15 protein-coding genes and 1 riboswitch are annotated in these 14,983 nt (G+C 69.7%); of the genes, 8 read left to right on the top strand and 7 right to left on the bottom strand.

Annotated elements, in window-relative coordinates; all coding sequences use genetic code 11:
- Window positions 1-24: 24 nt before the first annotated feature.
- The 5 genes from sufC to AC4BGC_RS08525 all read right to left on the bottom strand — a co-directional run bounded on the left by sufC (window position 25) and on the right by AC4BGC_RS08525 (window position 4,581).
- A complete protein-coding gene (gene sufC, locus AC4BGC_RS08545; RefSeq protein ID WP_490544249.1) occupies window positions 25-783 on the bottom strand; it encodes a Fe-S cluster assembly ATPase SufC in 759 nt (252 codons plus the stop codon).
- 29 nt (window positions 784-812) lie between these two features.
- Window positions 813-1,136 (bottom strand): non-heme iron oxygenase ferredoxin subunit, encoded by a 324-nt coding sequence (locus AC4BGC_RS08540; RefSeq protein WP_490544250.1) that lies wholly within the window; start codon window positions 1,134-1,136, stop codon window positions 813-815.
- Window positions 1,136-2,332: a Fe-S cluster assembly protein SufD gene (gene sufD, locus AC4BGC_RS08535; protein WP_490555172.1), complete on the bottom strand. Its 1,197-nt coding sequence runs from the start codon at window positions 2,330-2,332 to the stop codon at window positions 1,136-1,138. Before sufD ends, AC4BGC_RS08540 begins: the two co-directional genes overlap by 1 nt.
- Window positions 2,333-2,449: 117 nt before the next feature.
- Window positions 2,450-3,868 (bottom strand): Fe-S cluster assembly protein SufB, encoded by a 1,419-nt coding sequence (gene sufB / locus AC4BGC_RS08530; protein ID WP_490544252.1) that lies wholly within the window; start codon window positions 3,866-3,868, stop codon window positions 2,450-2,452.
- A complete protein-coding gene (locus tag AC4BGC_RS08525; RefSeq protein ID WP_490544253.1) occupies window positions 3,865-4,581 on the bottom strand; it encodes a helix-turn-helix transcriptional regulator in 717 nt (238 codons plus the stop codon). The genes sufB and AC4BGC_RS08525 overlap by 4 nt, the downstream gene beginning before the upstream one ends.
- 100 nt (window positions 4,582-4,681) lie before the next feature.
- Between AC4BGC_RS08525 and AC4BGC_RS08520 the strand changes: the two genes are divergently transcribed.
- The 4 genes from AC4BGC_RS08520 to AC4BGC_RS08505 are packed head-to-tail and all read left to right on the top strand — an operon-like array spanning window position 4,682 to window position 7,846.
- Window positions 4,682-5,185 carry a mycothiol transferase gene (locus AC4BGC_RS08520; protein ID WP_490544254.1) on the top strand — a complete coding sequence of 168 codons (504 nt, stop codon included), beginning with the start codon at window positions 4,682-4,684 and terminating at the stop codon, window positions 5,183-5,185.
- 23 nt (window positions 5,186-5,208) lie between these two features.
- Window positions 5,209-6,147: an ABC transporter ATP-binding protein gene (locus AC4BGC_RS08515; protein WP_490555171.1), complete on the top strand. Its 939-nt coding sequence runs from the start codon at window positions 5,209-5,211 to the stop codon at window positions 6,145-6,147.
- Window positions 6,144-6,914: an ABC transporter permease gene (locus AC4BGC_RS08510; RefSeq protein ID WP_490555170.1), complete on the top strand. Its 771-nt coding sequence runs from the start codon at window positions 6,144-6,146 to the stop codon at window positions 6,912-6,914. Before AC4BGC_RS08515 ends, AC4BGC_RS08510 begins: the two co-directional genes overlap by 4 nt.
- Window positions 6,915-6,916: 2 nt before the next feature.
- Window positions 6,917-7,846: a COX15/CtaA family protein gene (locus AC4BGC_RS08505; protein WP_490555169.1), complete on the top strand. Its 930-nt coding sequence runs from the start codon at window positions 6,917-6,919 to the stop codon at window positions 7,844-7,846.
- On the opposite strand, the gene AC4BGC_RS08500 is transcribed toward AC4BGC_RS08505, so the two are convergent.
- A complete protein-coding gene (locus AC4BGC_RS08500; protein ID WP_490555168.1) occupies window positions 7,830-8,144 on the bottom strand; it encodes a DMT family transporter in 315 nt (104 codons plus the stop codon). The two genes, AC4BGC_RS08505 and AC4BGC_RS08500, sit on opposite strands and share 17 nt — an antisense overlap.
- A gap of 11 nt (window positions 8,145-8,155) precedes the next feature.
- Window positions 8,156-8,220, bottom strand: a riboswitch (guanidine-III (ykkC-III) riboswitch).
- Window positions 8,221-8,355: 135 nt separating this feature from the next.
- On the opposite strand from AC4BGC_RS08500, the gene AC4BGC_RS08495 reads away from it, so the two are divergent.
- Window positions 8,356-8,907 carry a hypothetical protein gene (locus AC4BGC_RS08495; RefSeq protein WP_490555167.1) on the top strand — a complete coding sequence of 184 codons (552 nt, stop codon included), beginning with the start codon at window positions 8,356-8,358 and terminating at the stop codon, window positions 8,905-8,907.
- Window positions 8,908-8,916: 9 nt separating this feature from the next.
- Here the strand turns inward: AC4BGC_RS08495 and AC4BGC_RS08490 are convergent, their stop codons facing one another.
- On the bottom strand, window positions 8,917-9,858 hold the full coding sequence (locus AC4BGC_RS08490; RefSeq protein ID WP_490555166.1) for a heme o synthase: 942 nt from the start codon (window positions 9,856-9,858) through the stop codon (window positions 8,917-8,919).
- Between the two features lie 209 nt (window positions 9,859-10,067).
- Between AC4BGC_RS08490 and tkt the strand changes: the two genes are divergently transcribed.
- The 3 genes from tkt to AC4BGC_RS08475 are packed head-to-tail and all read left to right on the top strand — an operon-like array spanning window position 10,068 to window position 14,979.
- Window positions 10,068-12,188, top strand: a complete 2,121-nt coding sequence (gene tkt / locus AC4BGC_RS08485) for a transketolase (protein ID WP_490555165.1) — start codon at window positions 10,068-10,070, stop codon at window positions 12,186-12,188.
- 41 nt (window positions 12,189-12,229) lie between these two features.
- Window positions 12,230-13,345, top strand: a complete 1,116-nt coding sequence (gene tal / locus AC4BGC_RS08480) for a transaldolase (RefSeq protein ID WP_490555164.1) — start codon at window positions 12,230-12,232, stop codon at window positions 13,343-13,345.
- A complete protein-coding gene (locus AC4BGC_RS08475; protein ID WP_490555163.1) occupies window positions 13,342-14,979 on the top strand; it encodes a phosphoglucose isomerase-related protein in 1,638 nt (545 codons plus the stop codon). Before tal ends, AC4BGC_RS08475 begins: the two co-directional genes overlap by 4 nt.
- The last annotated feature ends 4 nt before the right edge of the window (window positions 14,980-14,983 follow it).

The raw sequence follows: 14,983 nt of genomic DNA, 5'->3' as shown, positions 1-14,983 counted from the left end.
GACGACAACGCAGCCCAGCGCCGCTTATCGCAGCGCCGACTGGTACTTGTCGTAGCCCTCGGCCTCAAGCTGGTCGGCCAGCTCGGGGCCGCCCTGCTCGACCATGCGCCCGTCGACGAAGACGTGCACGAAGTCGGGGGTGATGTAGCGCAGGATGCGGGTGTAGTGGGTGATCAGCAGCACACCCTTGTCGCCGGACTCCTTGAAGCGGTTCACGCCCTCGGAGACGATCTTGAGCGCGTCGATGTCCAGGCCGGAGTCGGTCTCGTCGAGCACCGCGACCTTGGGGTCGAGCAGCTCGAGCTGGACGACCTCGTGGCGCTTCTTCTCACCACCGGAGAAGCCCTCGTTGACGTTGCGGGTGGCGAACGCCTTGTCCATGTGGACCCGGTCCATCGCCGCGTTGACGTCCTTTACCCACGTGCGGAGCTTGGGGGCCTCGCCGGAGATGGCGGTCTTGGCGGTGCGCAGGAAGTTCGACACCGAGACGCCGGGGACCTCGACGGGGTACTGCATCGCGAGGAACAGGCCGGCGCGGGCGCGCTCGTCCACGCTCATCGAGAGCACGTCGACGCCGTCGAGGGTGATCGAGCCCTGCGTCACGGTGTACTTCGGGTGCCCGGCGATGGAGTAGGCCAGAGTGGACTTGCCGGACCCGTTGGGGCCCATGATCGCGTGGGTCTCGCCCTCGTTGATCGTCAGGTCGACCCCCTTGAGGATCTCCTTGGGGCCGTCCTCGGTATCCACCGAGACGTGCAGGTCCTTGATGTCCAGCGTTGCCATGTGTTGCTCCTTGTTCGTGGAAAGTCGGGTCAGCCCGCGAGGGGCGTGTCGATGTCGATGAGTACGTCGTCGCCGTCGATCTGCACGGGGAAGACAGGGACGGGATCGGTCGCCGGAGGCCCGGTCGGCTTGCCGGTGCGCAGGTCGAAGCACGAGCCGTGCAGGAAGCACTCGATCGTGAGGTCCTCCACCTCGCCCTCGGACAGCGGCACGGCTGCGTGGCTGCACTCGTCCTCGATGGCGAAGACCTCGCCGCCGTGACGGACCACGGCCACAGAGTGGCCGTCGACCTCTGCCTTGAAGGGCTCGCTGTCGACGAGCTCGGCGAGCGAGCACGCGCGGGTGAAAGCCATCAGAGGATCCTGTGCACGTTCTTCTCGAGCTCCGCCTCGACGGTGCTGACCAACTGCTCCTCGAGCTCGGGCACGCCGATCTTGTGGATCAGGTCGATGAAGAACCCGTGCACCACCAGGCGGCGGGCCTCGGACTCCTCGATCCCGCGCGAGCGCAGGTAGAACAGCTGGTTGTCGTCGAACCGGCCCGTGGCCGAGGCGTGCCCGGCTCCGAGGATCTCGCCGGTCTCGATCTCCAGGTTGGGCACGGAGTCGGCCTGGCAACCGTCGGTGAGCACCAGGTTGCGGTTCTCCTCGTAGGTCTCGATGCCCTCGGCGACCTTGCGGATCAGGACGTTGCCGATCCACACGGCGTGCGCACCCTCGCCCTGCAGGGCGCCCTTGTAGACCACGTTGCTCTTGGTGTGCGGCTGGTTGTGGTCCACGAACAGGCGGTGCTCGATGTGCTGGCCACGCGAGTCGCCACCACCGTCGGCGAAGTACAGACCGAGCATCTCCACCGAGCCGCCGGGAGCGGAGAACTCGGCGGTCGCGTCGTGGCGTACCAGGTCGCCACCGAAGGAGACGGCGACGTGGCGCAGGTTGGCGTCGCGGCCGACCTTGGCGTGCTGGGTGGAGTGGTGCACGGCCTCGTCGTCCCAGTCCTGCACGGTGACGAGCGTGAGTTCGGCGCCGTCGCCGACGACGATCTCGACGTTCTCGACCAAGGTGGCGGTGCCGAGGAACCTCAGCACCACGGTGGACTTGGAGAAGGCGCCCGCACGGACCACCAGGTGGCCCGCCGAGGCGACGTCGTTGCCGGTGCCGGTGAGCGTCACCGTGGTGGCCGCGTCACCGACGTGGTCCTTGGGGACGTCGACCAGGAACACCGAGTCCGCAGCGGCCCAGGCACGGGCACTGACCCGGTCCGGGGGGATCAGGCCGGAGGTGCCGCGGGACTCGTGGTCGATGCCGACCTGGCCGGCGACCACGCCGTCGGCCGCGGAGACCGCGATCTCGAAGGAGTGGCCGTCCAGCGGCGCATCGGCGTGGATCCCGCGGAGACGCTTGAGCGGCGTGAACCGCCACACCTCCTCGCGCCCCGTGGGGACGTCGTGGTCGGCGAGGTCGAAGGACCCCTCCGGGTGCAGGTGGCTGAGCACCTTCTCAGCAGGCATCTCGAGCGCGTCGCGCACAGATGATTCAGTAAGAGTCACGATCTACTTTCCTAGTTCAACATGTCTGGCAATGGTGAGACCGGCACAGAGCCGAGCTGACGAGTGCGAGCCGCCAGGCGAGCACGAGCCCGCATCAGTGGGCAGAGCGCAGAGCGCTCAGCCCACTGCCCCCTCCATCTGCAGCTCGATCAGCCGGTTCAGCTCGAGGGCGTACTCCATCGGCAGCTCCTTGGCGATCGGCTCGACGAAGCCACGCACGATCATCGCCATCGCCTCGTCCTGCTCCATGCCTCGCGACATCAGGTAGAACAGCTGGTCGTCGGAGACCTTGGAGACGCTGGCCTCGTGACCCATGGAGACGTCGTCCTCACGGATGTCGACGTAGGGGTAGGTGTCGGAGCGGCTGATCTGGTCGACCAGCAGGGCGTCGCACAGCACGTTGCTCTTGGAGCCGTGAGCACCCTCGTTGATCTGGATCAGGCCGCGGTACGACGTACGCCCACCGCCACGGGCCACCGACTTGCTCAGGATCGAGCTCGAGGTGTTCGGGGCGGCGTGCACCATCTTGGCGCCGGCGTCCTGGTGCTGGCCCTCGCCGGCGAAGGCGATGGAGAGCGTCTCGCCCTTGGCGTGCTCGCCCATCAGGTAGACGGCGGGGTACTTCATCGTGACCTTGGAGCCGATGTTGCCGTCGACCCACTCCATCGTCGCTCCGGCCTCGCAGGTGGCGCGCTTGGTGACGAGGTTGTAGACGTTGTTCGACCAGTTCTGGATCGTCGTGTAGCGGACGCGGGCGCCCTTCTTCACGATGATCTCCACGACCGCGGAGTGCAGCGAGTCCGAGCTGTAGATCGGCGCGGTGCAGCCCTCCACGTAGTGCACGTAGGAGTCCTCGTCGGCGATGATCAGCGTGCGCTCGAACTGGCCCATGTTCTCGGTGTTGATCCGGAAATAGGCCTGCAGCGGGATCTCGACGTGGACGCCCTTGGGGACGTAGATGAACGAGCCGCCCGACCACACCGCGGAGTTCAGCGCGGAGAACTTGTTGTCACCGACCGGGATCACGGTGCCGAAGTACTCCTGGAAGATCTCCGGGTGCTCCTTGAGCGCGGTGTCGGTGTCCAGGAACAGCACGCCCTGGGCCTCGAGCTCCTCGTTGATCGCGTGGTAGACGACCTCGGACTCGTACTGCGCGGCGACACCGGAGACCAGGCGGGCCTTCTCGGCCTCGGGGATGCCGAGCTTGTCGTAGGTGTTCTTGATGTCCGCGGGAAGGTCGTCCCAGGTCTGGGCCTGCTTCTCGGTCGAGCGGACGAAGTACTTGATGTTGTCGAAGTCGATCGTCGACAGGTCCGAGCCCCACTTCGGCAGCGGCTTGCGGCCGAAGAGCTTGAGGCCCTTCAGGCGCAGGTCGAGCATCCACTGGGGCTCGTTCTTCAGCATGGAGATGTTGCGCACCACGTCCTCGTTCAGGCCGCGCGTGGCGTTGGCACCCACGTCGTTCTTGTCGGCCCAGCCGAACTCGTAGCGGCCGATCCCCTTCAGTGACGGGTTCAGCTCTTCGATCGAAGTCATCGGGTGACCCTCTCCTTGCTTGGTGTGGCCTTGCTGTGGGTGGTGCTGATGGCAGGAATGCAGGTGGTACACACGCCGTCGCCGTGGGCGATGGTCGCGAGGCGTTGGACGTGACGACCGCCGAGCATCCGGCTGATGGCGGCCGTCTCGGCCTCGCACAGCTCCGGGAACTCGTGGGCGACGTGGGAGACCGGGCAGTGCTGCTGGCACAGCTGCTCCCCGACGGGACTGTTGCGCACAGCGGCGGCGTAGCCCTGGTCGGTGAACACCATGGCCAGTGCCTCGACCGGGTCGAGGTCGGGACGGTCCGCGAGCAGCCGGTCGAAACCCTGCTCGATCTTGTTGGCCCGCCGCTCGGCGAACAGCCGGACGGCCTCCGCTCCCCCTGTCTCGGCGAGGAAGCGGATCGCCTGCGCGGCCAGGTCGTCGTAGGCCTGGTCGAGCCGGTCACGGCCCGCCGCGGTCAGCGCGAAGACCTTGGCCGGGCGACCACGTCCTCGTACGGCGGTGGCCCGTGGTTCCCGGGCCTCCAGGGTGCCCTCCTCGATCAGGTGGTCGAGGTGGCGGCGTACGGCGGCCGGGGTGAGCTCGAGACGCTTGGCCAGTGCTGCGGCGGTGGAGGGACCGTTGACCATGACCGACCGCACCACACGCTCACGCGTGGGCTGGTCGACCTGGGTCTGCTCACTGGGGAGCGGTCCGGCGATTTCCACAACGTCAGTGTGCCTTTAATACGGAGGCCCTTTCAAATAAGGTGACCCTTACCTCGATCGGGGCCTGCCGGGCCGCCGACCCCCGTCGTAACGTCGGGGCATGAAGACCTCAGACCTGCTGGCCGACCACTTCGGACGCGTCCGTGAGCTCTACGTCGACGTCGCCTCCGACCTGGACCCCGCTGCGGCCCGGTACCGCCCCGGCGGAACCGGCAACCCGATCGTGTGGCTGCTGTGGCACACCGCCCGGGTCCAGGACGACCACGTCGCCGGTCTCGCCGGCACGCAGCAGGCCTGGCACTCCGGCTGGGCCGACCGGCTCGACCTCCCCCTGGAGCCCCACGACATCGGCTACGGGCACTCCTCCGAGCAGGTCGACCTCGTCCGGGTCGAGAACCTCCAGGACCTCGTCGACTACCACGCCGAGGTGCACCAGCTCTCGCTCGACTACGTCTCCCGGGTCGACGCCGACGAGCTGGACCGGGTCGTCGACCGGAGCTGGAACCCCCCGGTCACGGCCGGGGTCCGGCTGGTCAGCGTCCTCGGCGACTGCCTGCAGCACCTCGGCCAGGCCGCCTACGTCAAGGGCCTGCCGGTCCCGTGAGCAACGCTCCGTAGAATCCAGGAGTGCCTTCTTCCCCCACCGCCGCGGTTGCGGTCGAGGGACTGGTGATGCGCTACGGAGACAAGGTGGCCGTCGACCACCTCGACCTCGTCGTGGACCGACACACGATCACCGCGGTCCTCGGACCCAACGGCGCCGGCAAGACGACCACGCTGGAGACCTGCGAGGGCTACCGCAAGGCGCAGTCCGGCTCGGTCTCCGTCCTGGGCCTCGACCCCCAGCGGCAGCGCCGCGAGCTGCTCCCCCGGATCGGGGTGATGCTCCAGGACGGCGGGGCCTGGTCGGGCGTGCGGGCCATGGAGATGCTCACGCACGTCTCCCGGTTGCACGCGCACCCCCTCGACGTCGACCTCCTCGCCGAGCGCCTCGGCCTCGGCGAGTGTGGCCGCACCCCCTACCGGCGGCTCTCGGGCGGCCAGCAGCAGCGGCTGAAGCTCGCCCTGGCGGTGGTCGGGCGGCCCGAGCTGGTCTTCGTCGACGAGCCCACGGCCGGGATGGACCCCGCGGCCCGGCGTACGACGTGGGAGCTGCTCCAGGAGATGCGCACCGACGGGGTCACCGTCGTGCTGACCACCCACCACATGGACGAGGCGGAGCGGCTCGCCGACCGGATCCACATCATCGACCACGGCCGGATGATCGCCTCCGGCACGCCGCTCGAGCTCACCCGGGGCGGGACCTCCACGATCCGGCTCGTGGTCACCAAGCCGTTCCCCGACGGGGCGCCGGCGCTGCTCCAGGGCGCGCTGGGCCACGGCCTCGACGTGCGCACCATCAGCGACGTCAGCCTGCTGATCACCGGACCCGCCGACAGCACCACCCTGGCCACCGTCTCGGCCTGGTGCGAGGAGCACGGGGTGCTGCCCGAGTCCCTCCAGCTCGGACAGCGCAACCTCGAGGACGCCTTCTTGGAGCTGACCGGCCGGGAGCTGACCACATGAGCGCCACCGGCATGTTCACCCCGCGGCCGGGCGCGGCACCGCTGCCGCGCCAGGTGCTGGCGCAGGCGTCGATGGAGTCGCGGCTGATGCTGCGCAACGGCGAGCAGCTGCTGCTCGCCGTCGTGATCCCGGTGATCGTGCTCGTCGGCGGCGTGCTCGGGTCCAGGCACCTCGACCTGTCCTTCACCCGCGAGCCCATCGACGTGTTCGCCCCCGGTGTCCTGGCCCTGGCGGTGATGTCCACCGCGTTCACCTCGCTGGCCATCGCCACCGGCTTCGAACGGCGTTACGGAGTGATCAAGCGGCTGGGGTCCTCACCGCTCCCCCGTTCCGGCCTGCTGCTGGGCAAGGTCGGCGCCCTGCTGCTGGTCGAGCTGCTCCAGGTGACGGTGATCACGGCGGTCGCGCTGGTGATGGGCTGGGACCCGCACCTGAGCGTGCTCGCGCCGCTGCTGATGATCGTGGCGGGGACGGCCGCCTTCGCGGCGCTCGGCCTGTTCGTGGCGGGCGTGCTGCGCGCCGAGGCCACCCTGGCCGCCGCCAACCTGGTCTACCTGCTGCTGATGGCAGGCGGCGCCGTCGTGCTCCCCGCCTCGGCGTACGGCGCCTTCGGCAGCCTCACCCAGCTGCTCCCCTCCGGCGCGCTGGGTGAGGGACTCCGTGAGGCATTCTGGACGGGGACCGTCGACTGGGCGGCGCTGCTGGTCCTCCTCGTGTGGGCGGGGATCGGCACGGCGCTGACCGCCAGAACGTTCAAGTGGGAATGAGAATGACCTTGAAGCAGGACCTCGTCACCGAACCGGCCCGCTCCGCCGGGGACCCGACCGGGCTGGGCACACCCGCGTGGCTGCGCCGGCTCGGGTTCGCGACGCTGTTCGCCAACATCGCCATCGTGGTCACCGGCGGCGCGGTCCGCCTGACCGCCTCGGGGCTGGGCTGCCCCACCTGGCCGCGGTGCACCGAGGAGTCGTTCACCCCGCACGGCGCCCTGGACTTCCACTCCGCGGTGGAGTTCGGCAACCGGATGCTGACCTTCGCGCTGGCGGCGATCGCGATCGCAACGTTCATCAGCGCCTGGCAGTCGGGCCGGCGCGACCTGCGCCTGTTCGCCTTGTGGCTCGGGCTCGGCATCCCCGCGCAGGCGGTCGTCGGGGGCATCACCGTGCTCACCGACCTGAACCCCTGGGTGGTCTCGCTGCACCTGCTGGTGTCGATGGCGATGATCAGCCTCGCCGTGCTCTACCTGCGCCGGATCGACCATCCCGCGCCCGACCCCGTCCCGGGCCAGTCCCGGCACGTCGCGATCGCCTGGGCGACGTACGCCGTGGCCTGGGTGGTCCTCTACCTCGGCACCGTGGTGACCGGCTCGGGACCGCACGCCGGCGACCTCGACGTGCCGCGCAACGGCCTCGACCCGCTGCAGCTCTCCCAGCTGCACGCCGACGCCGTGTTCCTGCTCGTCGGGCTCTCGGTGGCGCTGCTGCTCCTGCACCGCAGCCGGGCCACCTGGACCCTGCTCCTGGTCGAGCTCGCCCAGGGCGCGGTCGGCTTCGTGCAGTACTTCACCGACCTCCCGGAGATCCTCGTCGGCCTGCACCTGCTCGGCGCGGCGGTGCTCTCGGCAGCAGTCACGTGGGCGGTGATCGACGTCCGCGAGTCCCGCTCAGCCCGCGCGGACGAGCTCAGTGCGCGAGCTTGAGCCCGACCACGCACCCGACCAGGCCGACCAGCAGCAGCACCTTGACCACCGAGAAGGACTCGTCCCCGGTGGCCATCCCGAAGGCGACCGTGAGCGCGGCGCCGATGCCGACCCACACGGCGTACGCCGTGCCGATGGGCAGTGTCCGCATCGCGTAGGCGAGTCCCGCCATGCTGGCGCCGATCGTGACCAGGAACACCACTGACGGCGTCAGCCGGGAGAACCCCTCGGACTTGCCGAGGGCCACGGCCCAGACGGCCTCGAGGACACCGGAGAGAACAAGGACCAGCCATGCCATGCGGAGCTCCATCCAGGCCGTCTTGTCGCGTTCCGGGTACGGCTCCCTCGTCCGGTGAGCCGCTGCGGCTCGCGGCCAAGGCTACGTGGTGGCACAGGTCCTCGCGACACCTCGATCGTTCGGCCTGTCACCGCGCCCACGCTGTGGTGAAATGTGGCCCGTTGCGACCTCACAGGGCCGCGCGGGATGCCCAGGACAGCGAGGAGGCGTGATGGCGACAGCACGGCGTCATGCTCGTCTGGGGACGGTGCTCGCCGCCCTGCTGCTGGCCTCGGGCTGCGGCACCCCGGAGCCCGAACCCCTCCAGCCGCTGGAGCCGGTCGTCCCGGCCGACCTGTGCGCGACGGTCCCCGACCAGGCCCGGGAGGGGTTGGTCGCCAGCTCGAACAGCGACGCGACCGGCAACCCGACCGCTGCGTGCTCGCTGCGCTCCCCGGACGGCACCGCGGCGACGGTGCAGGCGGTGGTGACCTGGTTGCAGGCCTCCGACGAGATCTCGGCCGACGACGTGTGGACGAGCCAGTGCCAGGCGATCGACCGGGCAGAGCTGAGCGAGGTCGCCGGCTTCACCCCTCAGGGAGCCGACCAGGCGTGTGCCGCGGCAGGGGCCGAGGGCGGATCCGGCTCGGTCACGATGGCCGCCGTCAGCGGTCTCGAGGTGGTCACCGTGCGGCTCAGCGCCGACAAGGCGACCCGGCCCGCGGTGATCTCCCGGGGACAGCAGATGCTCGAGGGCGTCCTGGAGTCGCTGGCGGGCTCCTGAGCGCCGGGCTCAGCCCTTGACCAGCGGGTCCAGGGCGACGGCGACGAACAGCAGCGAGAGATACATGTTCGACCAGTGGAACAACCGCATCGGCCGCACGTCGGTGAGCTGGTTGCTGCGACGGGCCCGGCGCCACATCAGGTGGGCCTCGACCAGGAAGAAGGCGCCCAGAACGGTGGCCGCGATCGGGTAGAGGACGTGGGTCCCCGCCACCGGCCACAGCAGCAGCGAGGTGGCCACCATCACCCAGGAGTAGGCCACGATCTGCTTCGAGACACCCTCCGCGTCCTTGACGACGGGCAGCATCGGCACGTCGACGCGGGCGTAGTCCTCGCGGTAGCGCATCGCCAGGGCCCAGGTGTGCGGCGGCGTCCAGAAGAACACCACCAGGAACAGCACGACCGGGGCCCACGCGAGCTCGTTGGTCACCGCGGTCCAGCCGATCAGTGTGGGGAAGCAGCCGGCCAGGCCGCCCCACACGATGTTCTGCGTCGTACGCCGCTTGAGCACCATCGTGTAGACGAAGAGGTAGAACGCGCTCGCCGCGAGCGCGAGGCCGGAGGAGAGCCAGTTGACGAAGAACCCGAGGACCAGCGTCGAGAGCGCGACAAGCGTCAGCCCGAAGACCAGGGCGGCCCGCGGAGTGACGATGTGGCGAGGCAGCGCGCGGCGACGGGTGCGGCGCATCTGCTCGTCGATGTCGCGGTCGTAGACGCAGTTGAGCACGCTGGCGCCACCGGCCGAGAGGGTGCCGCCGACCACGGTCGCGACCACCAGCCACAGCGGGGGCACCCCGCGCTCGGCGAAGAACATCACCGGGACCGTGGTGAGGAGCAGCAGCTCGATCACGCGCGGCTTGGTCAGTCCGACGTAGGCGGCGACCACATCGCGGACCCCCGGGCGCCCGGAAGCGCGCGTATCGACGGCCAAGTCGGAGTCAACTGCGGTCATTCGGGGTCCCTGCGTCCGGGCGTGCGCGTCGAGGTGCGAACGAGAAAGATCACGCGGCCTCGCCTTCAGGGCCCGGGGACAGCTGGATCGTGGTGCACGAACGGGGTACTACCCGATCGAGCATATCTCCGGGGGGTCTCGGTCCACGACCCGACCGACGTGACCTGCACTGCACCGGCGCACTACGCTCGAACACAACGCTCAAGCCGATGAGAGGACCCACCGACGTGCCCACAGATGCCCGACTCGACTGGACCGAGCTGGACGACCGGGCGGTGGACACCGCACGGGTCCTGGCCATGGACTCCGTGCAGAAGGTGGGCAACGGTCACCCCGGCACGGCGATGAGCCTCGCTCCGGCGGCGTACCTGCTGTTCCAGAAGGTGATGCGGCACGACCCCGCCAACCCCGACTGGATCGCGCGCGACCGGTTCGTGCTCTCCGCCGGCCACTCCAGCCTCACGCTCTACATCCAGCTCTTCCTGGGCGGCTGGGGCCTCGAGCTCGAGGACCTCAAGTCACTGCGCACCTGGGGAAGCAAGACCCCCGGGCACCCCGAGTACGGCCACACCGCCGGCGTCGAGACGACCACCGGACCCCTGGGCCAGGGCATCGGCAACGCGATCGGCATGGCGATGGCCGCCCGTCGCCAGCGCGGCATGCTCGACCCCGGACCGGCCCCGGGCAACTCGGTCTTCGACCACCAGATCTACGTGCTGTGCTCCGACGGCGACCTGGAGGAGGGCGTCAGCGCCGAGGCCTCCTCGATCGCGGGCACCCAGAAGCTGGGCAACCTCACCGTGATCTACGACGACAACCAGATCTCGATCGAGGACGACACCAACATCGCGTTCACCGAGGACGTGGCCAAGCGCTACGAGGCCTACGGCTGGCACGTGCAGACCCTCGACTGGACCAACGGCGGGCAGCAGTACCAGGAGGACGTGCCCGCCCTGCACCGCGCCATCCAGGCAGCGGCCGAGGTCACCGACCAGCCCAGCTTCATCGTGCTGAAGACGATCATCGCCTGGCCCGCGCCCAACGCACAGGGCACCGGCGAGGCCCACGGGTCCGCGCTCGGCGAGGCCGAGGTCGCCGCGACCAAGAAGGTCCTGGGCTTCGACCCCGACCAGACCTTCGAGATCGCCCCCGAGGTGATCGCCCACACCCGGCAGCTGCGCGAGCGCGGCGTCACCTACAACAGCGACTGGGACAAGAAGTACGCCGCCTGGGCCAAGCGGCACCCGGACCGCCAGGAGCTCCTGCACCGGCTGCAGAACCGCGTGCTGCCCGAGAAGTGGGACGCCGACCTGCCCAGCTTCCCGGCCGACGAGAAGGGGATGGCCACCCGCAAGGCCTCGGGCGCGGTCATCCAGAAGATCGCCGCCGTGCTGCCGGAGTTCTGGGGCGGCTCGGCCGACCTCGCCGGGTCCAACAACACCACCATCGAGGACGCCGCCTCGTTCATCCCCAAGGAACGCTCCACGAAGATGTGGAAGGCCGACCCCTACACCGGTCGGGTGCTGCACTTCGGGATCCGTGAGCACGGCATGGGCGCGATCATGAACGGCATCGCGGCGCACGGCGACACCCGCGTCTTCGGCGGCACCTTCCTCACCTTCTCCGACTACATGCGCGGCGCGGTGCGGCTGGCCGCACTGATGCGGCTCCCGGTCACCTACGTGTGGACCCACGACTCCATCGGCCTCGGCGAAGACGGCCCGACCCACCAGCCGGTCGAGCACCTCGCCGCCCTGCGCGCGATCCCCGGCCTGGACGTCGTACGCCCGGCCGACGCCAACGAGACCACGGCGTGCTGGAAGGCGATCATCGAGAACAGTGACCGCCCGGCCGGGATCATCCTGACCCGGCAGAACGTGCCGGTCTTCCCGCGCGGCGAGGACGGCTTCGCCGGTCTCGACGACGTCCGCAAGGGCGGCTACGTGCTGCTCGACGCCGAGAACGGCACCCCGGACGTGGTCCTGGTCGGGACCGGCTCCGAGGTGCAGCTCGCCGTCCGGGCACGCGAGATCCTGGCCGAGCAGGGCGTGCAGGCGCGCGTCGTCTCGATGCCGTGCCGGGAGTGGTTCGACGAGCAGGAGCCCGCCTACCGGGAGACCGTGATCCCACCCACGCTCAAGGCGCGTGTCGCCGTCGAGGCCGGCGTCGCCCAGGGGTGGCGCGAGATCGTCGGCGACCACGGGCGGATCGTCTCGCTGGAGCACTACGGCGCCTCTGCCGACTACGCCCGCCTCTACCGAGAGTTCGGCATCACCGCCGAAGCGGTGGCTGCGGCCGCCGAGGACAGCATCCGCGTGGCCACCGGCTGAGCGGCAACCGACACCCGCACCATCGAACAGGGAGTACCGACATGTCTGACAACCTCAAGCAGCTTTCCGACGTAGGGGTCTCCATCTGGCTCGACGACCTCTCCCGCGAACGCATCGAGACCGGCAACCTGGCCGAGCTCATCAAGAACGACAGCGTCGTGGGCGTCACCACCAACCCGTCGATCTTCGCCTCGGCGCTGGCCGAGGGTGAGCGCTACGACGCGCAGCTCAAGGAGCTCGTCGCCGACGGCGCCGACGTGGACCGGGTCGTCTTCGGGCTGACCACCACCGACGTCCGCAACGCCTGCGACGTGCTGATGCCGGTCTTCGAGTCCACCGGCGGGGTCGACGGACGGGTCTCGATCGAGGTCTCCCCCGAGATGGCGCACGACACCGACGCCACCCTGGAGTCCGCGCGCGAGCTGTGGAAGGAGGTCGACCGGCACAACACCTTCATCAAGATCCCGGCGACCACCGAGGGCGCACCCGCGATCAGCGACGCGCTCGGGGACGGCATCAGCGTCAACGTCACCCTGATCTTCGGCCTCGAGCGCTACAACAACGTGATGGAGGCCTACGTCGCCGGGCTGGAGAAGGCGCTGGAGAACGGCGAGGACCTCTCCAAGATCCACTCGGTGGCCTCGTTCTTCGTCAGCCGGGTGGACAGCGAGATCGACAACCGCCTCGACGAGATCGGTGGTCGCGACGACCTCAAGGGCAAGGCCGGGGTCGCCAACGCGCGACTGGCCTACCAGGCATACGAGAAGTTCTTCTCCGGGGAGCGCTGGGAGAAGCTCGCCCAGGCCGGCGCCAACAAGCAGCGGCCGCTGTGGGCCTCCACCGGGGTGAAGAACCCCGACTACGACGACACGATGTACGTCATCGACCTGGCCGTGGAGAACACCGTCAACACCATGCCCGAGAAGACCCTCCAGGCCGTCAAGGACCACGGTGAGGTCAAGGGGGACCAAGTGCGTCCGCACTACGACGACGCCCGCAAGGTGATGTCCGACCTGGCCGAGGCGGGCATAGACTACGACGACGTGATCGCCACCCTCGAGGAGGAGGGCGTCGAGAAGTTCGTGAAGTCGTGGCAGGAGCTCCTGGGCACGGTCGAGGAGAACGTCGAGGCCGCCCGCGAGGGGTCCGGTAAGTGAGCGGCTGGAGCATGTCGGCCGCCGACGACTTCGAGCTGTTCCTCACCCCGGGAGACCCGGCGGCCTTCGACTCGGTCGTCGAGGAGCTCGTCGCCGCCGGGGTCCCGTCCGGCATCGCTGCCCGGGACGCCTCGCTGTGGGGGCCCGAGGCCGCCGACGAGGCCGGCAAGCGGCTGGCCTGGGTGGGCCTGGCGCAGGAGTCGCGCGACCTGGTCGCGGAGATCACCGGCCTGCGTGACGTGCTCGCCGACCGCGGCCTGGGACACGTGGTGCTCTGCGGGATGGGCGGCTCCTCGCTGGCACCGGAGGTCATCTGTGCCGCGCACGGCGTCGAGCTGACCGTGGTGGACTCCTCCGACCCCGACTACGTCCGCCGCGCGCTCCAGGACCGCCTGGAGGAGAGCATCGTGGTGATCTCCAGCAAGTCCGGCGGGACCGTGGAGACCGACAGCCAGAAGCGTGCGTTCGAGAAGGCCTTCCGCGACGCCGACCTCGAGCCGAGCGCCCACGTGATCGTGGTGACCGACCCCGGCTCCCCGCTTGACCAGTCCGCGAGCGAGGCGGGCTACCGCGTCTTCCACGCCAACCCCGACGTGGGTGGCCGCTACTCGGCACTGACCGCGTTCGGCCTCGTGCCCAGCGGCCTCGCCGGCGCCGACATCGGCCGGCTCCTCGACGAGGCGGAGGCGGTGCAGTCCTTCCTGGAGGAGGACGACCCCGAGAACCCCGGGCTCCGGCTCGGCGCCCTGCTCGGCGCCGCCAACACCGCAGGTGCCGACAAGATCGTGCTCGCCGACTCGAACTCGGGCATCCCCGGGTTCGGGGACTGGGCCGAGCAGCTGATCGCCGAGTCCACCGGGAAGAACGGCAAGGGCATCCTGCCGGTCGTCGTACCTTCCCTGGACGCACCCAACTTCGCCCCGAGCACCCCCGACGAGGTGCTGGTGACCATCGGCACCGAAGTCGCCCGGGACACCCAGCCCGCTTCGGGCTGGGCCGCCGCGGTGCGCGCTCCCCTGGGTGCCCAGCTGTTGCTGTGGGAGTACGCCACGGTGATCGCCGGACGGGTGATCGGGATCAACCCGTTCGACCAGCCCGACGTCGAGAGCGCCAAGCAGGCGGCCCGCGACATGCTCGAGGGCGGCGGGGAGAAGCCGTCGCCGGTGTTCACCGACGGCTCCGTCGAGGTCTACGCGACCGACGGGCTGCTCTCCGAGGAGTCGACCGTGGCCGAGGCCGTGGCGACGCTGCTGGACCAGCTCGACGGCGAGCGCGGCTACCTCGCGGTGATGGCCTACCTCGACCGGCTCGGGGACAAGGACCTCGCCGCAGTGCGTGAGTCCCTGGCCACGCGCACCGGGCGGCCGACCACGTTCGGGTGGGGACCCCGGTTCCTGCACTCCACCGGGCAGTATCACAAGGGCGGACCCCCGGTCGGCGTCTTCCTGCAGGTCACCACGCAGCCCCACGAGGACCTCGAGATCCCCGACCGCCCCTTCAGCTTCGCCACGTTCATCAGCGCGCAGGCGATCGGCGACGCCGCCGTACTGGCCGAGCACGGACGCCCCGTGCTGCGGCTCCACCTGACCGACCACGACGCGGGACTCGACGCCGTACGTCGGGTCCTCGGGTGACGGA

The organism is Nocardioides sp. Z38_18, assembly GCF_058215695.1.
This window is presented reverse-complemented; position numbering and strand designations above follow the sequence as displayed.